This window comes from Sutcliffiella horikoshii (assembly GCF_021991925.1).
GTDB lineage: Bacteria > Bacillota > Bacilli > Bacillales > Bacillaceae_I > Sutcliffiella_A > Sutcliffiella_A horikoshii_F.
In genome coordinates this window covers 91,155-108,035 of sequence record NZ_RXZI01000005.1, presented here as the reverse complement: position 1 = coordinate 108,035, position 16,881 = coordinate 91,155, and the positions used below count along the sequence as shown (strand labels likewise).

The window sequence follows — 16,881 nt, the reverse complement described above, 5'->3', positions numbered from 1 at the left end:
GTGAATTGCAACTTCCCCTCCACCCGTACATCCAATGAGAGATATTAATACACTTATTACTATTAAACATTTATTCAGCACATTTTTCTCCCCTTAGAGCCATGTCCTATATTGGATAGCCCTGCTTACTTCTTGATACCAATTATTTCAAACCCCCAACATTTACACAAAATGAAAATTCAAAAAAAGCTTACCTTTATATAGGTAAGCTTCCACAGGTCTAATTTAGGCAATAAAGATTTATGATATTACTTATGATAAGGAACATACCCCGACTTTTCGACCAGTGATTGGCCTTCTTCCGATTTGATCCATTCTAAAAATGATTCAAGATTGGGATTTGATGCACTGGAGAGATGCACAGCATAAAACGGACTGACAAATGGGTAGGTATCCTTTTGAATAGATTCAATGGAAGGTGCCACTCCGTCCACCTTTAAGTGCTTGATTTTGTTGTTTTGCACCATCGTTTCCGAGAAAAAGCGGAACGAGAAGCCAATGGCATTTTTCCTATTTTCATAGTCTAAGGTTTCGTCAATGATTCCCCCCATACCTGAAACTCGCTGGTCACTTGGCGGGTCCATTAATCGTTTGGTTCCCATTACTTTTCGAAGCATCTGCTGACTGCCACTGTCTTCTGGTCGTTGGAACGCTAGGATTGGCTCATCGTTTCCTCCAAGCTCTTTCCAATTCGTGACTTCACCAGAGTAGATGTTTTGAATATCCTCCACGGTAAGATTAGAAACGGGATTATCCTTATGGACAAAGAAGACAAAGGCTTCTTTTCCAACTGGCGTTAACACCAACTCTACGCCTTTTGCCTCGGCTTGAGACTGAATAGAACTTGGAGGTTCTGGTACAAATATGAGTTCTCTTTCTTCTTTAAGAAGACCGGCCCACGCTCCTGAGGTCTGTGTGGATTGCACTTCACTCATGGTCGAATCATATGTCCCTTCTGGGTATACAGCCTGCGCGAAAGAGGCAAATACAGGGTATAATGCCGTTGAACCGTCTAGCTTTAATAGTGGTTTTTCAAGCTGCAAGGATGCTTTTTCTCCCAAATCAGCAACCCGTTTATTATTTTGGAATGGTTCGTATTGTCCTAAATCGACATCTTGGGTGCTCATTATTTTTAAGGAATCTTGATACCAAGCTTTACTACCTTCAACTCCTACAAAAAGAATAAATACACTAATCAAACAGAGAAATGTGTATTTCACTACCTTTTTAGCAAACTGTCCCCACACCCATAGATTTGCAGAAATGAGCAGTGTGAGCACAAAGGCAGCTGAAACAAGACCGTATAGATCTTTCCCCGTGGATATCGTTAAAATAATTGATCCGTAAAACCCAAAATACAAAATAGCAATTGTAATAATAATGGATCCAAGAATTCTCATGTTTTCCCCTTTGTAAAAATGTTTTAGTAAAACTTACCCCAGGTGTAATTTTACACTAAAAAAGTAGAAGTATCCATATTATTTAGAATTTTATCGAAATTTTCATTAAATTCAATAGGCTTGTTTTATGTGTTGATTGTTCAGCCTTCCAATACATTACCGTTTTGCACGATTAGGAGAAAATCGATCAGGAGCCTCGGGCTGGACATTTAAAGTTGGTTCAAACTGGGCAAGAGCAATAATTAGCTTCTGGATGTAAAAGTAACTCACATCTACCTATGCCCATCTTTCCTCGCTTGAATATAGCCATAATACGCACATGTCCCATTTTGGGATAAGTCTTTTACTTCAAAGCCACACTTCTCATAGAAACTGAAATTGTTAGCGGAGGTGTGTGCAAACCAATCACCGTGGGGAAGTTTTTGAACACAAAGTTCTACGATTTTCTTACCGATACCATTCCCGCGATAATCTGATAAAACAACTAAGTCCACTATGTTAGCAACCATTATTTGATCTGAGATCACTCTAACCATCCCAATCATCTTGTTTTGGTCCCACACCGTAAATGCCCACGTAGAGTTTTTAAAAATAAGCGAAAACTTTTCTTTTTGCCAAGAGGGTGTATTCCTCGCCCAACCTGCATCCTCAAACAAAGCTTCCACATATTCAGCAGGAACCCCTTCTGTTCCTTCCCTTATTACGAAACGCTTAAAGTATTGGTACATTATTTTAACACCCCCTATAGTTAGGTCATTTTCCACTCTTTATAACTTTAAAAGATAAACTCGACAGAATAAAAGCCAGTATTATTAGGAGAGGCGCTACCATAAATAATCCTATAAAATCCGTTTAAGATTCCACGGGACAAAAGCATTCCAGAATATACCCATCGCCTTCCATAACACAACAAATATAATCCAAGTAAAAACAATATATAATATTTTTTCTAACCCAAGTTTCAATATAGACATTCTTTTTCCCCTTATTGCGAGATAAATGGCCGTTTATTGAACAAAAAAGCTATGGCCCATAGACAATTATAAATATCATTAAAGATAGGTTAAATACAATCAATATCTTTGTAAAGATATTCCTGAAAGCTAGAACAGAAAAAAACATAGAAATGACAAATGAAGAAATCCCAACTTTTGAGGGGAAATATGTCACATCTAAAATTCCTACCATGGGAAAAAGTAAAATGAGGATGGATATAGATGTAAATACGAAAGAAAAAAGAAATGCAAGAGTGAGATAAACGAATGTAGCCATACTTCTTATGTGTTCTTTTTGTTCAATATTATTTACCATTTTATCTCCTTTCTAAGAAAGTATTATTACTATCAATTAGTCAATAACTTTCGAGATAAATCTTCTGTCTCCTTCCCCGTCTTTAAAATAGTTGTACGGAATATATAAAAAACTCCCATTTAGTAAGTTTGCCAACAATAATCTCTACTCCTTTAATGAACATCTATTTAACCTTATCGGTATACTTTCTTCCCCTATGGGAAATATAAGGAAAAAAGTTTAGGTGTGTATATGACAACAGTTAAGCCCCATTTATCTAAGGTATTGAATGACAATTTATCGTCCATACAAAAGCTTTTTCATAATAATAAGGAATTAATTTTCCGACCACTCTTTTATCCAACTAATCCTTCCATATGTTTGGTGTATTTAGAAACTATTACAGATAAAAAAATGATACAAGAACATATCCTCAGTCCTTTATTAAAAATGGGACAAATTACAGGTAGCCATAATGAAGTCATTGAAAACACGATTGAAATTTCTAAAATCAAAACAGTTTCTCTTTTAGACGATGTAAAGAACGAATTGTCTGCTGGGAATACGCTCATCTTCATTGATGGGCTGGACCAAGCTATCGCGGCAGACACGGCCGATTGGAAGGATCGGTCCCTTGCCCCTCCACAGACACAGCGTGGGTTAAATGGTCCCCAAATTGGGTTTACGGAGCTGGCCTCTAATAATCTTTCACTTATAAAAAGAGTTATTAAAAATAATCAATTAACGATAGAAGATCAAAAGATAGGAACTGAAACAAATACGGGTGTATATCTCTTATATTTAGCCGATAAAGTGGATCCTGACATTTTGCATGACGTTAAAAGAAAAATGGAATCCATTGACCTTAAGTCTATTCTCGATTCATCTTATATTCAGGAAAGCATAACTAGTGATCAAATAACTCCATTCCCATTGGTATTAACGACAGAACGTCCGGATGTGACTTCTGGACACATTATAGAAGGTAAAATAGCGATTCTATGTGATGGCTCTCCGAATGTTTTGATTGTGCCGTCATTATTTATGCAATTTTTCCAAACAGCGGATGACTATTATGAAAGCTCAATATTCGACTTTGCACGATTAATTAGAATCATATCCTTTGTTATATCTATCTTCCTGATACCTTTATACATTTCCTTTACATTATTTCATCAAGAGCTGGTCCCTAGTGAATTACTCATTAGCTTAGCGGCACAGAGGCAAATTGTCCCCTTGCCTTTAGTAATAGAAGTGATTTTTCTTATGCTGATTTTTGAAGTGATCTTGGAGAGTTCCATCCGTTTGCCAACGGGGATTACATTGGCATTTTCAATCATAGGTACCATCATTTTAGGACAATCTGCCGCTGAAGCTGGGCTTGTTCAATTATCTACTTTAGTCATCATATCAGCTACCTATGTATTAAATTTTGCAGTACCCATTCACCCATTTGGAAATGCAATTAAAATCATTCGCTATATCCTGGTATTTCTAGCCAGTACCCAAGGTTTATTGGGACTCATCTTGGGAACCATTGTATTGATTAACCATCTGTCTTCTTTAAACAGTTTTGGTGTTCCATATTTATCACCAATTACACCAATAAATACAATCGATCTAAAAGATACATTTATTCGTTTTCCATTGAAAAAGATTATAAATACTCCAAAAAAATATAATAAGGATGACCTTAAATAAAGCGGTAAATGGGGGGATGTAATTGAAATATCTTTATATGCTTTTTATCCTATTATCAATGACTTCTATTTTTTTCACTCCTGCGGATAAGCATGAGTTAAACGAACTTTCCTTTTCCTTTGCGATTGGTCTTGATTATTTAAAAGATGGATATGAAGTATCCCTGCAATTAATCAATCCAGCTGCAATCTCTGGCAATGCACCCACTCAAAATTCACGCTATATTGTGTACAAAGCATCAGGAAAGACAATTGATACGGCACTAGAAAGAATTTCAGTTAACATTTCTCGATTTGTGCTTTTAAGTCAGGTGGATGTGGTTATCCTCAGTGAAAAATTAGCTCGTGAGGGGAAGATACAAGAGATTGCAGATTATATTTTGAACTCCCCGCAGATTCCTTCAAATGCATATATTGTAATAACCAGAGGTGTAAATGCTAGTGAATTATTAAAGGTCTATTCACCTGTAGAAGGAACTTCTGCGTTTGAAATAACAAATATTATAAAAAAAATCGGAAGGGATATTCCCAAAACCTCTTCTCAACTCAAAGTAGATGAGATAAAAGAAGGAAAGGATATAGCATTGCCTTTTATTGAATTAGTAGGTGATCTTGAACAAGGACAGGAAAATGGAAATTTCGAAACAACCAGCCCATCCCATACAGCTTATGGAGGATTGGCTTTATTTAAAGATGATAAGCTTACTGCCTTTATTGACTATAGAGATGGAGGATATCTGTCCTTATTACAAGAAAGCGCATCCGGATTCACAATAGAAGCTGGCTGTCCAAAAGAAGAGGACGATTATTTCGCTTATAGGGTTTTCAGTAATAATACTAAAGAAAGTAATATAGAAATCCAAGGAGAGAAATATATCTTTCATTTTGATTTGCGACTGAAAGGGGACATTAACCAGTACCATTGCAATTTGAACTTAGATGATCCTAGAGATGTTGAGAAGCTTGAAGAGAAAGTAAAAGAAACGATAAATATCGAAGTACAAGAACTTCTTAAAGTGGCTCAGGAAAATGAATTGGACCCAATTGGGTTAGGTCTTATACTAAGCGAAGATAATCCTAAAGAATGGAAGAAAATCAAAGATGAATGGCCATCACTCTTAAAGAACGCTGAAATTAAGCTTAATACAAAAATCTCCTTTCAACATCTTGGGAATTACAAGTCAGGACGTGAATAGGTTGGAAAAAAAACATATCATTGGATTATCAGAAATCATGTTTGCATTGCTTCTTTTTTTAATTGGTAGTTCAGTAATCTGGGGGATAAGTTTAACTGCAGAAAAGAATTCTTGGGTTGCCAGTCTTATTGCAGGTGTTATCGGTCTGTTATTATTTCATATGTTTGTTTATATTTGGAGGAATAATAATTTTCAAAACTTAGCTTTAATTTTAAATGAGAATCTTGGTAAACATGTTGGATTCGTTGTTTCTGTTGTTTATGTTCTGTACTTTGCTTATCTTGCTTCCCGCGTTTTATCGGATTTAACCTTTTTTATAAATGGTAAATTGCTGTATACGATGCCCCCCTTTTTTGTTAAATGTTCGATCTTTCTAATTATTGTTTATACCTATCTAAAAGGTATGGAGGCTTTCATCCGATCTGCAGTCATTTGGGGTACCATTACATTGCTATTTCTCTTAATACTCCCATTAATGATATTTTTTAGCGGAAGTTTTAACTGGGAATATGTAGAACCTATCTTTTCATTTAACTTTAATAAAATAGCTGAATCCATTCCCACTATGATTGCATTTCCTTTCAGCGAGATTATTGCATTTTTAATGATATTCCCTTTTTTAAAGCGTAAAGACAGAGGGGGGGTTTCAAAAAAAGGAAGCATCATTATAATTATTTTCACAGTACTAATGTCCATTTTCTCCTTTCTAATCATAGGCGTGCTTCACCCGTTATTGGCGAAAAATTATACTTTTCCTTTTATCACTACAATAGAAAGGGTTACTGTTTTTGATTTCATTGAAAGGCTGGACATATTTGCAGTTATTCTTTTTATCATTGGGGGATATTTTAAAATTGCTGTCTTCACTTTTGCAAGCATTCACCTTGCAAGGGAGAGCATCACACGAATGAACCTGAAATTTCTAGCTTTATCTATCCTAGTATTAATTTTTTTGTCCTCCTATCCTTTTTCAGAAAATATAGCACAGCATCTTCAAGTTGGTCTTGAAGTCATACCAGCCATAATCCACTTACCACTTGGGGTTCTTTTACCTATGTTGGTTTTTATAATTACGATTATCAAAAGGACAAAAGCATAAGTAAGGACTATAGCGATTCATGGCTTTATATACAAATTTCAAAATACTTGTATATAAAGCCCATTTGAGGAATCGCCAACTCTAGATAACTAGTAAAATTTAATTTCCGCTCCAAAACAAGAAGATTTATCTTTCATAGCCTTTGTCAATTTCCCCCTCAAATTCACTAGCCATTCAGGTTCATTTTTCCACTTTTCTTCTGCAGATCTTAATATACGGGCATAAGCATATAAATTTGCAAAGCGTTTACATGCTGGCAATAAAGATGTCATATCATCGGAAAGCTCATATTCAGTTAGATATCCTTCCATGAAGCATTGTTTTTTGGGTTGAAAAGAATCAGGAGTAATAGAATCTTGCAGGCTTTCTAGTGCTTGCTCGATATCCATTACATACCAATGATACATAGCATCGTCAAAATCAATAATGTTAAAGGACTGAAACTCTTCCTCGTAGAAGACATTATCCATTTCAAAATCATAATGAATGAGACCAAAATTCTTATTGGTAATAGGAATAGAATCAAAATAATTTTGAAGTAATCTTGCTTCCATTAATGCTTGTTTTTCATTTGGAAAATTTATTAGAAGAGCTTGAATCCAACTCAACACATCACTATATGACCAACGCTTGTTTATATTAGGTTTATACTCACTAGATAACTGATGAAGTTTCCCCAATGCTTTTCCATAATTAAAAATGAGAGTTTCACTTAAATCGGTTTGATTTAGTTGTACCCCTGCTACTCGTTTAAAGACGGAGGCATAGTATTCTCCCCATGGCGTTTGAGCTTCCACAAGTTCCACCCCATTTTTTGAGTGAACTGTTTCTAAAACTCCATACTTTTTAGAACTCAAGTAAGAAATAAATTCGAGTTCTCCTAAGATATTTTCTCTCGACTTCTCTGACTTGGGAGCAAATCTCAATAATTGTATTTTTCCTTGGGTCTTAAAAGGATAAATGGCATTGGAAGATATTCTATAATATTTAAACAAATCAAGAGATTCTTGATCATACTCCCAGTTTCCCAATAACATTTCTGCTAACGATGCATTATCAAAAAGAAATTTTAATTTCAACATAAACAGCACACTCCTATTTCTCTAAAAAGATTTGACGCATCTGGTTTACCTCCATGCAAATTTTGAAGATAACAACTGGAAAACAAAAGCCACAGAGTTATATTAAATAACCCTGTGGCTTGTATAATCATCAACAAACTTTAAATTGCCCGACCTTTTAAAGCACGAATCAACCAACCTCTGCTAAGTACAACCGTAAGAGTGAGTGGCAATTAAATTTAGTTTCCAAGGTTATCTTCTTAAAATTTGTCATTGCATATCCTCACTCCCTTCCTGAATATTATGAAAATTATACCATTTTAGATTTCCCATTTCAATCACTATTTTTATCAAAATTGAATGTTGCATTACATTACTCTGTAGCAAATTTTATGCAATGTAAAAATGCTGAAATTCCTCTTGACCCCGTTGCTATTATTAGTAGAAACGACGATGAGTCGACATAGAAAATGGGTCTCAAGAATATACCCTCTACATAGAATGTACAAGTTGTATCTATTAATTAATTGGGGTGGAATTATTGAGTATCAGTATTTTAGTCAGCTACATTTTCTTAGGGTTAACATTAGCTGCACCAATTGGTCCAGTTAATTCTGCTAGACTTGATAAAGGAATTAAGAACGGCTTTTGGCATGCGTGGATGGTAGGAGCAGGATCCATGATAGCTGATGCTATCTTTATGCTACTGGTTTATTTGGGGATGGTCCAATTTTTAGGCATTCCCATGGTCCAGATTTTCCTTTGGTTATTTGGCGGCTTTATCCTTATTTATTCGGGGGTAGAGAGTATATTAGGTGTAAATTCCATAAATTTGACTGCTATCAGAAAAAAAGAATCATTATTTAAGTGTTTTATCACAGGTTTTATCATGTCCATCACCAGCCCATTATCTATTCTTTTCTGGCTGGGTATCTATGGATCCATACTAGCAAAAACAGCACAAATGAACGGGACTGGTGATTTGTTAATCTATAGTTGTATGATATTCATCGGTTTAACATTGTGGGATATTTTTGTTGCTGCATTGACAACTGGTTTTCGTAGATTCTTGAGTTATACAAGCATCAAGGCTATATCAATCATCTCTGGTGTTTCGTTAATTGGATTTGGTACTTATTTTGGGTATCAGGGAATTAAAGCTCTCTTTAGCTAACAATTATTTAAGGTTAATACAAAAAAACAGCACCATTGAGGTACTGTTCCTTTTCTACCTTGATTAAGTTAAATTTCAATGATTATAGGTAAGATCATTGGCTTTCTTCTAATTTGAGTAAATAAATATTGGCCAACCGATTTTTTTATGCTTTGTTTAATTATGTTCCATTGGTGTTTATCTTCTCTTTTCAAATCGTTAACCGTTTTTATTATAAGGCTATTAACGTCTCTAAGTAGTTTTTCGGAGTCTCTATGGTAAACGAACCCTCTGGAAATGATGTCGGGATCATGGACTAGCTTTGCTTCCCTTTTACTCATCGTCAAAACAATTACAAGCATGCCATCTTCAGAAAGTTGTTTGCGGTCGCGCAGTACAATATCACCAACATCCCCGACTCCCAAGCCATCTATAAATGTGTTTCCTGTGGGGATTTTCCTAGTTTGGCGGGCAATGGAATCGGTGATATCTACAACATCACCGTTATTCATGATGAAGGTGTTTCCTTGCTCTATTCCAACTGATTCCGCTAATAAACTGTGATGATATAACATTCTATACTCCCCGTGAATCGGAATAAGATATTTTGGTTTCATCAAAGTAAGCATCAGTTTTAAATCTTCTTGGTAGCCGTGTCCTGAAACATGCATTCCAGATGAACTTCCGGTTCCGTAAATCACTTTTGCTCCGAGTGAAAGTAAATTGTCTACAACTCGTGTGACATTGCGTTCATTTCCAGGTATTGGACCTGCCGCTATAATAACTGTATCCTCCGGGAGGATTTCAACCCCTCGAAAATTTCCTGTTGATAGTCTAGAAAGGGCTGCTAATGGTTCCCCTTGACTACCTGTACAAAGAATAGCCACCTTTTCAGGAGCCATTTCATCGATTTCGTGTTGTTCTATTAACATTCCATCGGGAACTGTTAAATAACCTCTCTCCATGGCCACATCCACTACATTGACCATACTTCTTCCTAGCAACGCAACTTTTCGATGTGTTTGATGAGCAGCGTCAATCACTTGCTGAATCCTATTTATATTTGATGCGAATGTAGATAGAATCACTTTCCGTGTAGCTTTTCTAAAGGCATCCTCCACATGTTTACCTACCATTTGTTCCGACGGGGTAGAACCTGGACGCTCGGCATTGGTACTCTCAGACATTAGGAGAAGAACTCCTTCTTCGCCGATTTGGGCCATTTTATGAATGTCTGAATGCTCATTATTAGCGGGAGTCAAATCAAACTTGAAATCCCCCGTATGTACGATTTTTCCCTCTGGTGTATGAAAAACAACCCCCAGGCAATCGGGAATACTATGATTCACTTTAAAAAAACTTACACTTATTTCATCAAAGTTTAAGGTCGAATTCGAATCTATTTCAATTAGTTCCGTTTCCCTTAAAAGTTTATGCTCCCCTAATTTCAATTCAATCAATCCCAAAGTGAACCGTGTGGAATAGACGGGTACATTAAGTTTTTTTAAAAAGAATGGAATTCCTCCTATATGATCCTCATGACCATGTGTAACAATTAATGCCTTTATTTTATCTTTATGCTCAAGCAAGTAGGTGATATCAGGAATGATCAAATCTATCCCTAACAAACTTTCATCCGGGAACTTATTCCCACAGTCGATAATCACGATATTATTTGAATATTCAATGGCATACATATTTTTTCCGATTTCATTCAGCCCACCCAAGGCGAAGATAGATAATACATTCTCGTTTGTCCTCAAAGAATTTCCCCTCCAGATCGATATTTATTTTTACTATCTCCATTGAGGAATCTATTTATTAAAGGAGCTTCCGATTTACCTATTCTCTATGAACTCACTATAACTGTTTGCACTTTGTTAAGTATAAAAAAAGCGCTAATCCATGGTCCAGGATTGCGCCATAATGGAATGACTGTTATTTTGTATTATTTACCCCTAAAAAGTATAAGGCATCTTTAACAGTTGAAAAAGCATGTATGTTTTTCAAAGAAAAGTCATGTTTAACTGCTTCTAGCGCTAAATCTGGCCTTATCCCTGTCAATATGCACTTCACACCAAGTAACTTTAATACATTTTTTATATCAAATAGGTAGTTTATCACTAAATTATCAATATTATAAATCCCTGAGCAATCTATAATCAAACGGTTAACATCTTGCCCTTGTACATTAATAGGTACTAATTTCAAAAGTTGTTCCGCTCTTTCCTGATCTATTGCTCCAAACAAAGGAAGAATAGCAATACCATTCAAAAAGGGGACAATTTTTGATGCTAACTCATTGATTTGCCTATTCATTTCATACTGGACTTTTTCTTGTTGTTTTCTTCCGGTGATGTCTTTCACATAAGTTTGGATGGCTTTTGTTTCACCTATCTTAATGGGGTGACAATACAACTCAACATCAACTGAAGTGCCATCCATCCGATAGATCGTTTCTTCTATCACCTCAGCTGGTTTGCTATAAGCCCCCAATATTCTTTTGGTGATAGCGGGTTTTGAGGTATCTTTGAAGATATCTAAAGGACTTGCCCCAACAACCTCTTCCCTTGAACCACGAAAAAACTTTTCAGCAGCTTCATTTATATATAGTATCTTTAATTGTGAATGGACAATTAGTGGTTCAAGAGAATATTCAATCACTTCTTTATAATTTATACCTTCAATATTATCACTCATTATCTTCACTCCTTACATCAAGGGTAATTCATTTTAGAGATGTATCCAAGTAAAAAAACTTAATCTTCTTGTTTTTTTTCATAACAAGAGATTTTCAAATTCTAATACCCACCTGTTAAAGCAATTTTGCCAGCTCATAATATAAGGGAATTCCGATGATTAAATTTAATGGAAATGTCACCCCTAGCGATAATCCCAAATAAATGGATGGATTCGCTTCTGGTACAGATGTTTTTAAAGCGGCTGGTGCAGCAATATACGAAGCACTTCCTGCCAGGACGCCCATCAATGTAGCCCCTCCTAGTGATAAACCAATCATGCTTCCGATTAATACTCCTAATGTACCTAAAAACAAAGGGGTAATCAAAGCAAAAATCAACAGCTTCACTCCATGCTTTCTTACTTCTGGCAATCGTTGTCCCGCTATGAGTCCCATATTCAATAAGAATAGAATGAGGACACTATTGTATAAATCTATAAATAGAGGTTTAACCTTTGGGACCACCTCTTCTCCAAGAGCCAAGCCGATAAATAAACTCCCGAGTAAAAGCAAGATACTTTTTCCAAAGAAACTTTCTCTTATCACCTCTTTGTCAAATAAAGCAAATGATGCCGGGATAAACCCAATGCTATGAGACGGCACATTTAGTGAGACTTCGTTTTTTTCCATTATTTTCATTATCAAGATGGAAACCAATATAGCTGGACTTTCCATCAACACAACCATTGCATTCATAAAGCCTTCATAACCTGTGCCTTTGCTATCAAGAAATGAAATAGCGGCACCATATGTAACAATACTTATGGATCCATAAGTAGCTGCAAGACCAATGGAGTTTTTAAAGTCTATTTTCATAAAACGGAGTATAAAGAGAATGATAAAAGGAATCATCCCCCCTATTAGCAGTGTTGCCATAACCGGCCTTATTACAGTGTCAAGAGAGTACTGGGATAGTTCAATTCCCCCCTTTAACCCTATGGCAATCAGAAGATAAATACTCAATCCCTCACTTAAACCATTTGGAAACTTTAGATCTGATTTAAAAATGGCTGCCAATAGTCCCAATATAAAAAATAGGACAACAGGTGATAATAAATTTTGCATAATAATTTCTGCCATGGCCGTCTATCCTCCTAACTATTTCAAAAAAAATACCGACAAATTCAGAAAAACTCGCTCGTAATAAGCCAATTCTCCATCCATTTGTCGGTTTACCTCCAATTGTTTACACCTTTGGAAAGTCTCCCTGTTTCTTTATTTTTTTACAATCATCTCTTCGTAATTAGTACCTAGCTTGAACACCATGACCCTTTCTCCGGTTACAGTACTAATATCTGTATAAAAGCTTTTCGTTTCTTCTCCAGTAATTTGTCTAATAATCTCTTTGAGCTCTTCAATTCCAGACTCTACCAAATCGGAACGAGTTCTTTTTATGGATATCATCCCTTCTTTCGTTCCACATATAGTCAGCTCTGCAGGTGATAATATTCCTTTTAGATTCACAATGATCATATCACGCAATATATCTGTTTTTACTGACACAGAACCACGACCCAAATAGTCTTTTTCCCATTGTGTCAACGCTTTACTAATTTCAGATTCAATCAATCCTTTTGATTTCACAGTTATTCCTCCTCTTACATAACCAATAAAAAAATCGGCATACTTCTTAACATTATTCCCTTGTTAAGAAATATACCGATTTATCGTAATCTCTTCCTAGAAATGTGCCAGAAAAGACTTTTTCACCCTGCCAATCATCTATTAACAGTGTGCTAAAGCATTCTAAGTACTCAGAAAGAACCTTGATCTGTCGGCTATTCATTTAATTAATACTTTACTTATAAAGAGGAAGTATGTCAATCCCATAATAAATTATTCTTTATGGGTGATCAAAATCTTTCTTCACCCTCTTTCAACGTCCTCTATTGTTTTTTTGATATTAGTTCCTATCAACACCCAGGCCTCTTTCGCTCTTTCTTTTGGTCCTATATGGGTAAACGCATGGAAACACCCTTTAAAAAGCTCGTCCTGAACAGCTACCCCTGCTGCTTTTAATTTCTCTACAAAACACTCTGCTTCTGGCCTGAAAGCGTCATTTTCTGCGATTAGGATCAATGCGGGAGCTAAGTGCTCACTAATCTCAGCGCAAATAGGAGATGCAAGAGGATGCCTGGCTTGGTCTTTTCCAGTTAAATAACACTTGTTTATAAAATTTGCAAATTGCGGATATCGTGAACGCCAACGATAAGGTTCTGGTTTATCTGCATGGGCGGTGACAAAATCCAGCATCGGACAAGAAAGCACTTGTAATAGCGGCTGACTATCACCCATCTCTTTGAGGTAGAGACAAAGGGCCGCTGCGATGTTTGCACCTGAACTTTGGCCACCAACCATGATTTTTTCTGCATCAATATTTAATTCATGGGCATTTCTTTTCAACCATTGGATAATTTCATAGCCTTGTTCGATCGGTTTTGGAAAAGGATATTCCGGAGCTTTCGCATAATCAACATTAAGAACTACACACGCTGCCTTATTGCAAAGAAAACGGCAATACGGATCATCCATTTCCTTATTGTTCATTATAAATGCCCCACCATGAAAATTGATGTAAACAGGGAGCCTATTTTGTTTTGCTTCCAACGGATAATAGAGGGATATATTAGTACGCTGTACAGAGTTTTCAACCAACACATCTTTTTTCAGTTTTACATCCTCTACAGGAACCATAGGTATTTTTTGTGTTTGATTAGGGAAGGTGCGAAGTATTTTCACCACAATAGCAGTGAACATAAAGGTAACCTCTCTTTTTACGTCATTTTATTTTCAGCTGCTAATCTCGAATGAAGAGTCTACCTAAAGCCTTCTATATATAAGCAGGTCTGTTTACTGCATATAACCCCATATTTTAGTTTCCAACGAAGGAAGGTGATTTATGTAAACAACTCCATCTTTATATTCTTAGGGAAACCACCTTTATGTCCATTAACTGAATTCCATCATTTATTCAAAAAAAATTGACGCTTACCTATGTATATAATAGGTAGACGTCCAATAATCGGATAACTTCCTCCCCGCTGAATTATACTTAGGCGCAAAAAATCCATCTTTTACTCTTGATGGGAGGTATCGTTAAATCTTTTTTCACTCTTCGCATCTAACTTATTTGGCACCATTTTGTAGGATTGTATCTTAGGAAATATCACTCTCCGTTTATACACCTCGTTAATACAAGTATATCTAAGATATTTGGTGAAATATTATTACTATAAACCGCAAAGGGAGGTGGCTATAATGGATGCACAACGAGCACAAGAAATCGCTTCTTCGCTAACTATGGCTAATGTAACATATAATGGCGAAGGAATTTACATTGAGCACGTGGATCAACAATATGGAACAGCTACCATTCATTACCTTAGTAATCCAAATGAAAAATACAGTGTTCCTGTTACGAACTTAAATGAACAATAAAAGTATCCCTACCTCCACCTTAACAGGTGGTGGTTTCTAATTCTATTTACTACATAACCCACTACCATTATTGTTCAATGGCCGTGCCATTATGTGAGCTGACTTTCAGCTATTTTTAAAAATAACTAACTAGTTAGGAAAAGATGAATCAATTTGAATTAATAAAATATATTAGATTATCCGTCCATTCACCGAATTCATGTATGAAACCTTTTCTGATACATTCAAATTCCATACCAATGCTCTCTGCTAATTTAATGGAAGGTGTGTTATCGATGTTGATATGTGCCTCTATACGATGATAATTTAATTGCTCAAACGCAAATTTAATGGCTGCTTTTGCAGACTCCCTACCATATCCTTGTCTCCAAAACTGATTATGGATGGTATAACCAAATCGTGCCCATTGAAAATCGTCCCTCATAATGGTAGAAAAGTCTATTGACCCCAAATGAGTATGATCCATTTTCCGAAAAATCCCGAATATGTACACCTTATCATTTAGAGCCATTTGTTGATGATTATCTATCAATTCTCCAAACCAATTTTCAGTACAAATACTCATATCTATTTTACCTTCATCGTATTTATGTTGAGAAGGCATCCTACTCTTATATTGAGTAAGCCAGTTCATATAATCTTCTATACTATATGGCCTAATAATTAGTCTATCTGTCTCCATAGTATTGTTAAAACATTTCAATCAAACACCTCATTCCTCTTGTATCTACAAATAAGTGTTCCACCGTATGGCTTGAACAATGGATTTCTATGTCCTAATTACAGTGTCGGCATTTTTTAAAGGATGAAAGGTATTCATGTAATATTCTTCAGCCTTCCAATATCTCTTTTCAAATTTTACAAGATCAAGTTTGGCAGCTTCTGATTCGCGCGCAAATCTTTTATTTCGAGCACAATCTAAAAATATGATGTTGTGATAAAAATCTTTCCATTCTTTGCGTTGGAGGAACACTCCTTCTATTACAATCAACCCACCTTTAGGTAACTTAATTGTTCTAGTATCAAGTTCATCAGTTTTATCATCGTAAAATGGCAATTCAATATGGTTACTGTTTAAAAGTTTTTCAAAGAAATTTTTCCTCAAGCCATCTACATCCCACTGCAAATAAAAATACTCATACCATTCTTCAAATCCCGTATTATAACGTTGACTGCGCTTAACTATGTGATCATCAATATGAAAGATAGTAAACTCAATATTTTCCTTTTCAAGTAATGTACTGAGTTCTCCTACTAAAGTTGTTTTCCCGGAACGACTAAGGCCATCTATTGCTAATATGCTTCTTTGACCAGATTTAACTAATGCAAATAGGTTTGAAAAATTAAAATCATTCATTAACATGCCGATCCTTCCTCTGAATCCACTTGTTCAGAAATCCCCAAATTTAGGAAGAAGGATTTCCTTTTATCTCAAATCTCCCTATCAAATGTTAATCTTTAAATGCTAATCCAGCCTCTTCTAATGAAGTTTTCATTGTTGGTAAAGAAGCTGGTCCAATACCGTGGAGTTTAAGTATTTCTTTTTCGGTGTACATAGAGAGTTTTTGCAACGTGTCAATCCCTTCGTGAACTAAGGCACTTCTAGCAGGTGAACTTAATTTCGATAGGAAGCCACTATCGGGTTTATTCTGTTCATCACAAGTAGGACAACTAGGACAGTCACTACTTTTGAAATATTTATGCCCTTTTTCACAAACTCTTAAGGTTTTTTCTGTTTTCAAGTTTATCCCTCTTCCTATTCATTAGTGATACATGATTCATTAAGTAGTATGTTCTTACCTAA

16 protein-coding genes are annotated in these 16,881 nt (G+C 35.7%); 5 read left to right on the top strand and 11 right to left on the bottom strand.

Translation table 11 applies throughout. The annotated features are described in order from the left end of the window. Nucleotides 1-248: 248 nt before the first annotated feature. A complete protein-coding gene (locus EKQ44_RS14120) occupies nt 249-1,400 on the bottom strand; it encodes a PstS family phosphate ABC transporter substrate-binding protein (protein ID WP_237664193.1) in 1,152 nt (383 codons plus the stop codon). 272 nt (nt 1,401-1,672) lie between these two features. Then, nucleotides 1,673-2,128, bottom strand: coding sequence for a GNAT family N-acetyltransferase (locus EKQ44_RS14115; RefSeq protein ID WP_237664192.1), 456 nt, complete (start codon nt 2,126-2,128; stop codon nt 1,673-1,675). Between the two features lie 814 nt (nt 2,129-2,942). Between EKQ44_RS14115 and EKQ44_RS14110 the strand changes: the two genes are divergently transcribed. The 3 genes from EKQ44_RS14110 to EKQ44_RS14100 are packed head-to-tail and all read left to right on the top strand — an operon-like array spanning nt 2,943 to nt 6,685. Further along, nucleotides 2,943-4,391 carry a spore germination protein gene (locus EKQ44_RS14110; protein ID WP_237664191.1) on the top strand — a complete coding sequence of 483 codons (1,449 nt, stop codon included), beginning with the start codon at nt 2,943-2,945 and terminating at the stop codon, nt 4,389-4,391. Between the two features lie 22 nt (nt 4,392-4,413). After that, nucleotides 4,414-5,586, top strand: coding sequence for a Ger(x)C family spore germination protein (locus tag EKQ44_RS14105; protein ID WP_237664190.1), 1,173 nt, complete (start codon nt 4,414-4,416; stop codon nt 5,584-5,586). Between the two features lies 1 nt (nt 5,587). Further along, nucleotides 5,588-6,685 (top strand): GerAB/ArcD/ProY family transporter, encoded by a 1,098-nt coding sequence (locus EKQ44_RS14100; protein WP_237664189.1) that lies wholly within the window; start codon nt 5,588-5,590, stop codon nt 6,683-6,685. A gap of 89 nt (nt 6,686-6,774) precedes the next feature. Here EKQ44_RS14100 and EKQ44_RS14095 read toward each other — a convergent pair whose 3' ends face one another. Next, nucleotides 6,775-7,767 (bottom strand): phosphotransferase enzyme family protein, encoded by a 993-nt coding sequence (locus EKQ44_RS14095; RefSeq protein ID WP_237664188.1) that lies wholly within the window; start codon nt 7,765-7,767, stop codon nt 6,775-6,777. 520 nt (nt 7,768-8,287) lie between these two features. Between EKQ44_RS14095 and EKQ44_RS14090 the strand changes: the two genes are divergently transcribed. Beyond that, complete coding sequence (locus EKQ44_RS14090) at nt 8,288-8,920, top strand: LysE family transporter (RefSeq protein WP_237664187.1); 633 nt, start codon at nt 8,288-8,290, stop codon at nt 8,918-8,920. Nucleotides 8,921-8,988: 68 nt separating this feature from the next. Here the strand turns inward: EKQ44_RS14090 and EKQ44_RS14085 are convergent, their stop codons facing one another. From EKQ44_RS14085 to EKQ44_RS14065, 5 genes are all read right to left on the bottom strand, one after another. Then, nucleotides 8,989-10,662 carry a ribonuclease J gene (locus EKQ44_RS14085; RefSeq protein ID WP_237664186.1) on the bottom strand — a complete coding sequence of 558 codons (1,674 nt, stop codon included), beginning with the start codon at nt 10,660-10,662 and terminating at the stop codon, nt 8,989-8,991. 175 nt (nt 10,663-10,837) lie between these two features. Then, entirely contained in the window at nt 10,838-11,599 is a 762-nt protein-coding gene (locus EKQ44_RS14080) for a PAS domain S-box protein (RefSeq protein ID WP_237664185.1), read from the bottom strand. A gap of 115 nt (nt 11,600-11,714) precedes the next feature. Further along, nucleotides 11,715-12,719, bottom strand: a complete 1,005-nt coding sequence (locus tag EKQ44_RS14075) for a sodium-dependent bicarbonate transport family permease (protein ID WP_237664184.1) — start codon at nt 12,717-12,719, stop codon at nt 11,715-11,717. A gap of 135 nt (nt 12,720-12,854) precedes the next feature. Continuing rightward, the gene (locus EKQ44_RS14070) at nt 12,855-13,223 is read right to left on the bottom strand and encodes a Na-translocating system protein MpsC family protein (protein WP_237664183.1); all 369 of its coding nucleotides are present in this window, start codon (nt 13,221-13,223) and stop codon (nt 12,855-12,857) included. Nucleotides 13,224-13,505: 282 nt separating this feature from the next. After that, nucleotides 13,506-14,396, bottom strand: coding sequence for an alpha/beta hydrolase (locus tag EKQ44_RS14065; RefSeq protein ID WP_237664182.1), 891 nt, complete (start codon nt 14,394-14,396; stop codon nt 13,506-13,508). A gap of 501 nt (nt 14,397-14,897) precedes the next feature. Here EKQ44_RS14065 and EKQ44_RS14060 point away from each other — a divergent pair. Then, on the top strand, nt 14,898-15,077 hold the full coding sequence (locus tag EKQ44_RS14060; RefSeq protein WP_237664181.1) for a small acid-soluble spore protein H: 180 nt from the start codon (nt 14,898-14,900) through the stop codon (nt 15,075-15,077). 148 nt (nt 15,078-15,225) lie between these two features. Here EKQ44_RS14060 and EKQ44_RS14055 read toward each other — a convergent pair whose 3' ends face one another. From EKQ44_RS14055 to EKQ44_RS14045, 3 genes are all read right to left on the bottom strand, one after another. Then, entirely contained in the window at nt 15,226-15,759 is a 534-nt protein-coding gene (locus tag EKQ44_RS14055; protein ID WP_237664339.1) for a GNAT family N-acetyltransferase, read from the bottom strand. Nucleotides 15,760-15,846: 87 nt separating this feature from the next. Continuing rightward, a complete protein-coding gene (locus EKQ44_RS14050) occupies nt 15,847-16,434 on the bottom strand; it encodes a kinase (protein WP_414491324.1) in 588 nt (195 codons plus the stop codon). Between the two features lie 94 nt (nt 16,435-16,528). Then, the gene (locus tag EKQ44_RS14045; protein ID WP_237664179.1) at nt 16,529-16,819 is read right to left on the bottom strand and encodes an RNA polymerase alpha subunit C-terminal domain-containing protein; all 291 of its coding nucleotides are present in this window, start codon (nt 16,817-16,819) and stop codon (nt 16,529-16,531) included. Nucleotides 16,820-16,881: the final 62 nt, after the last annotated feature.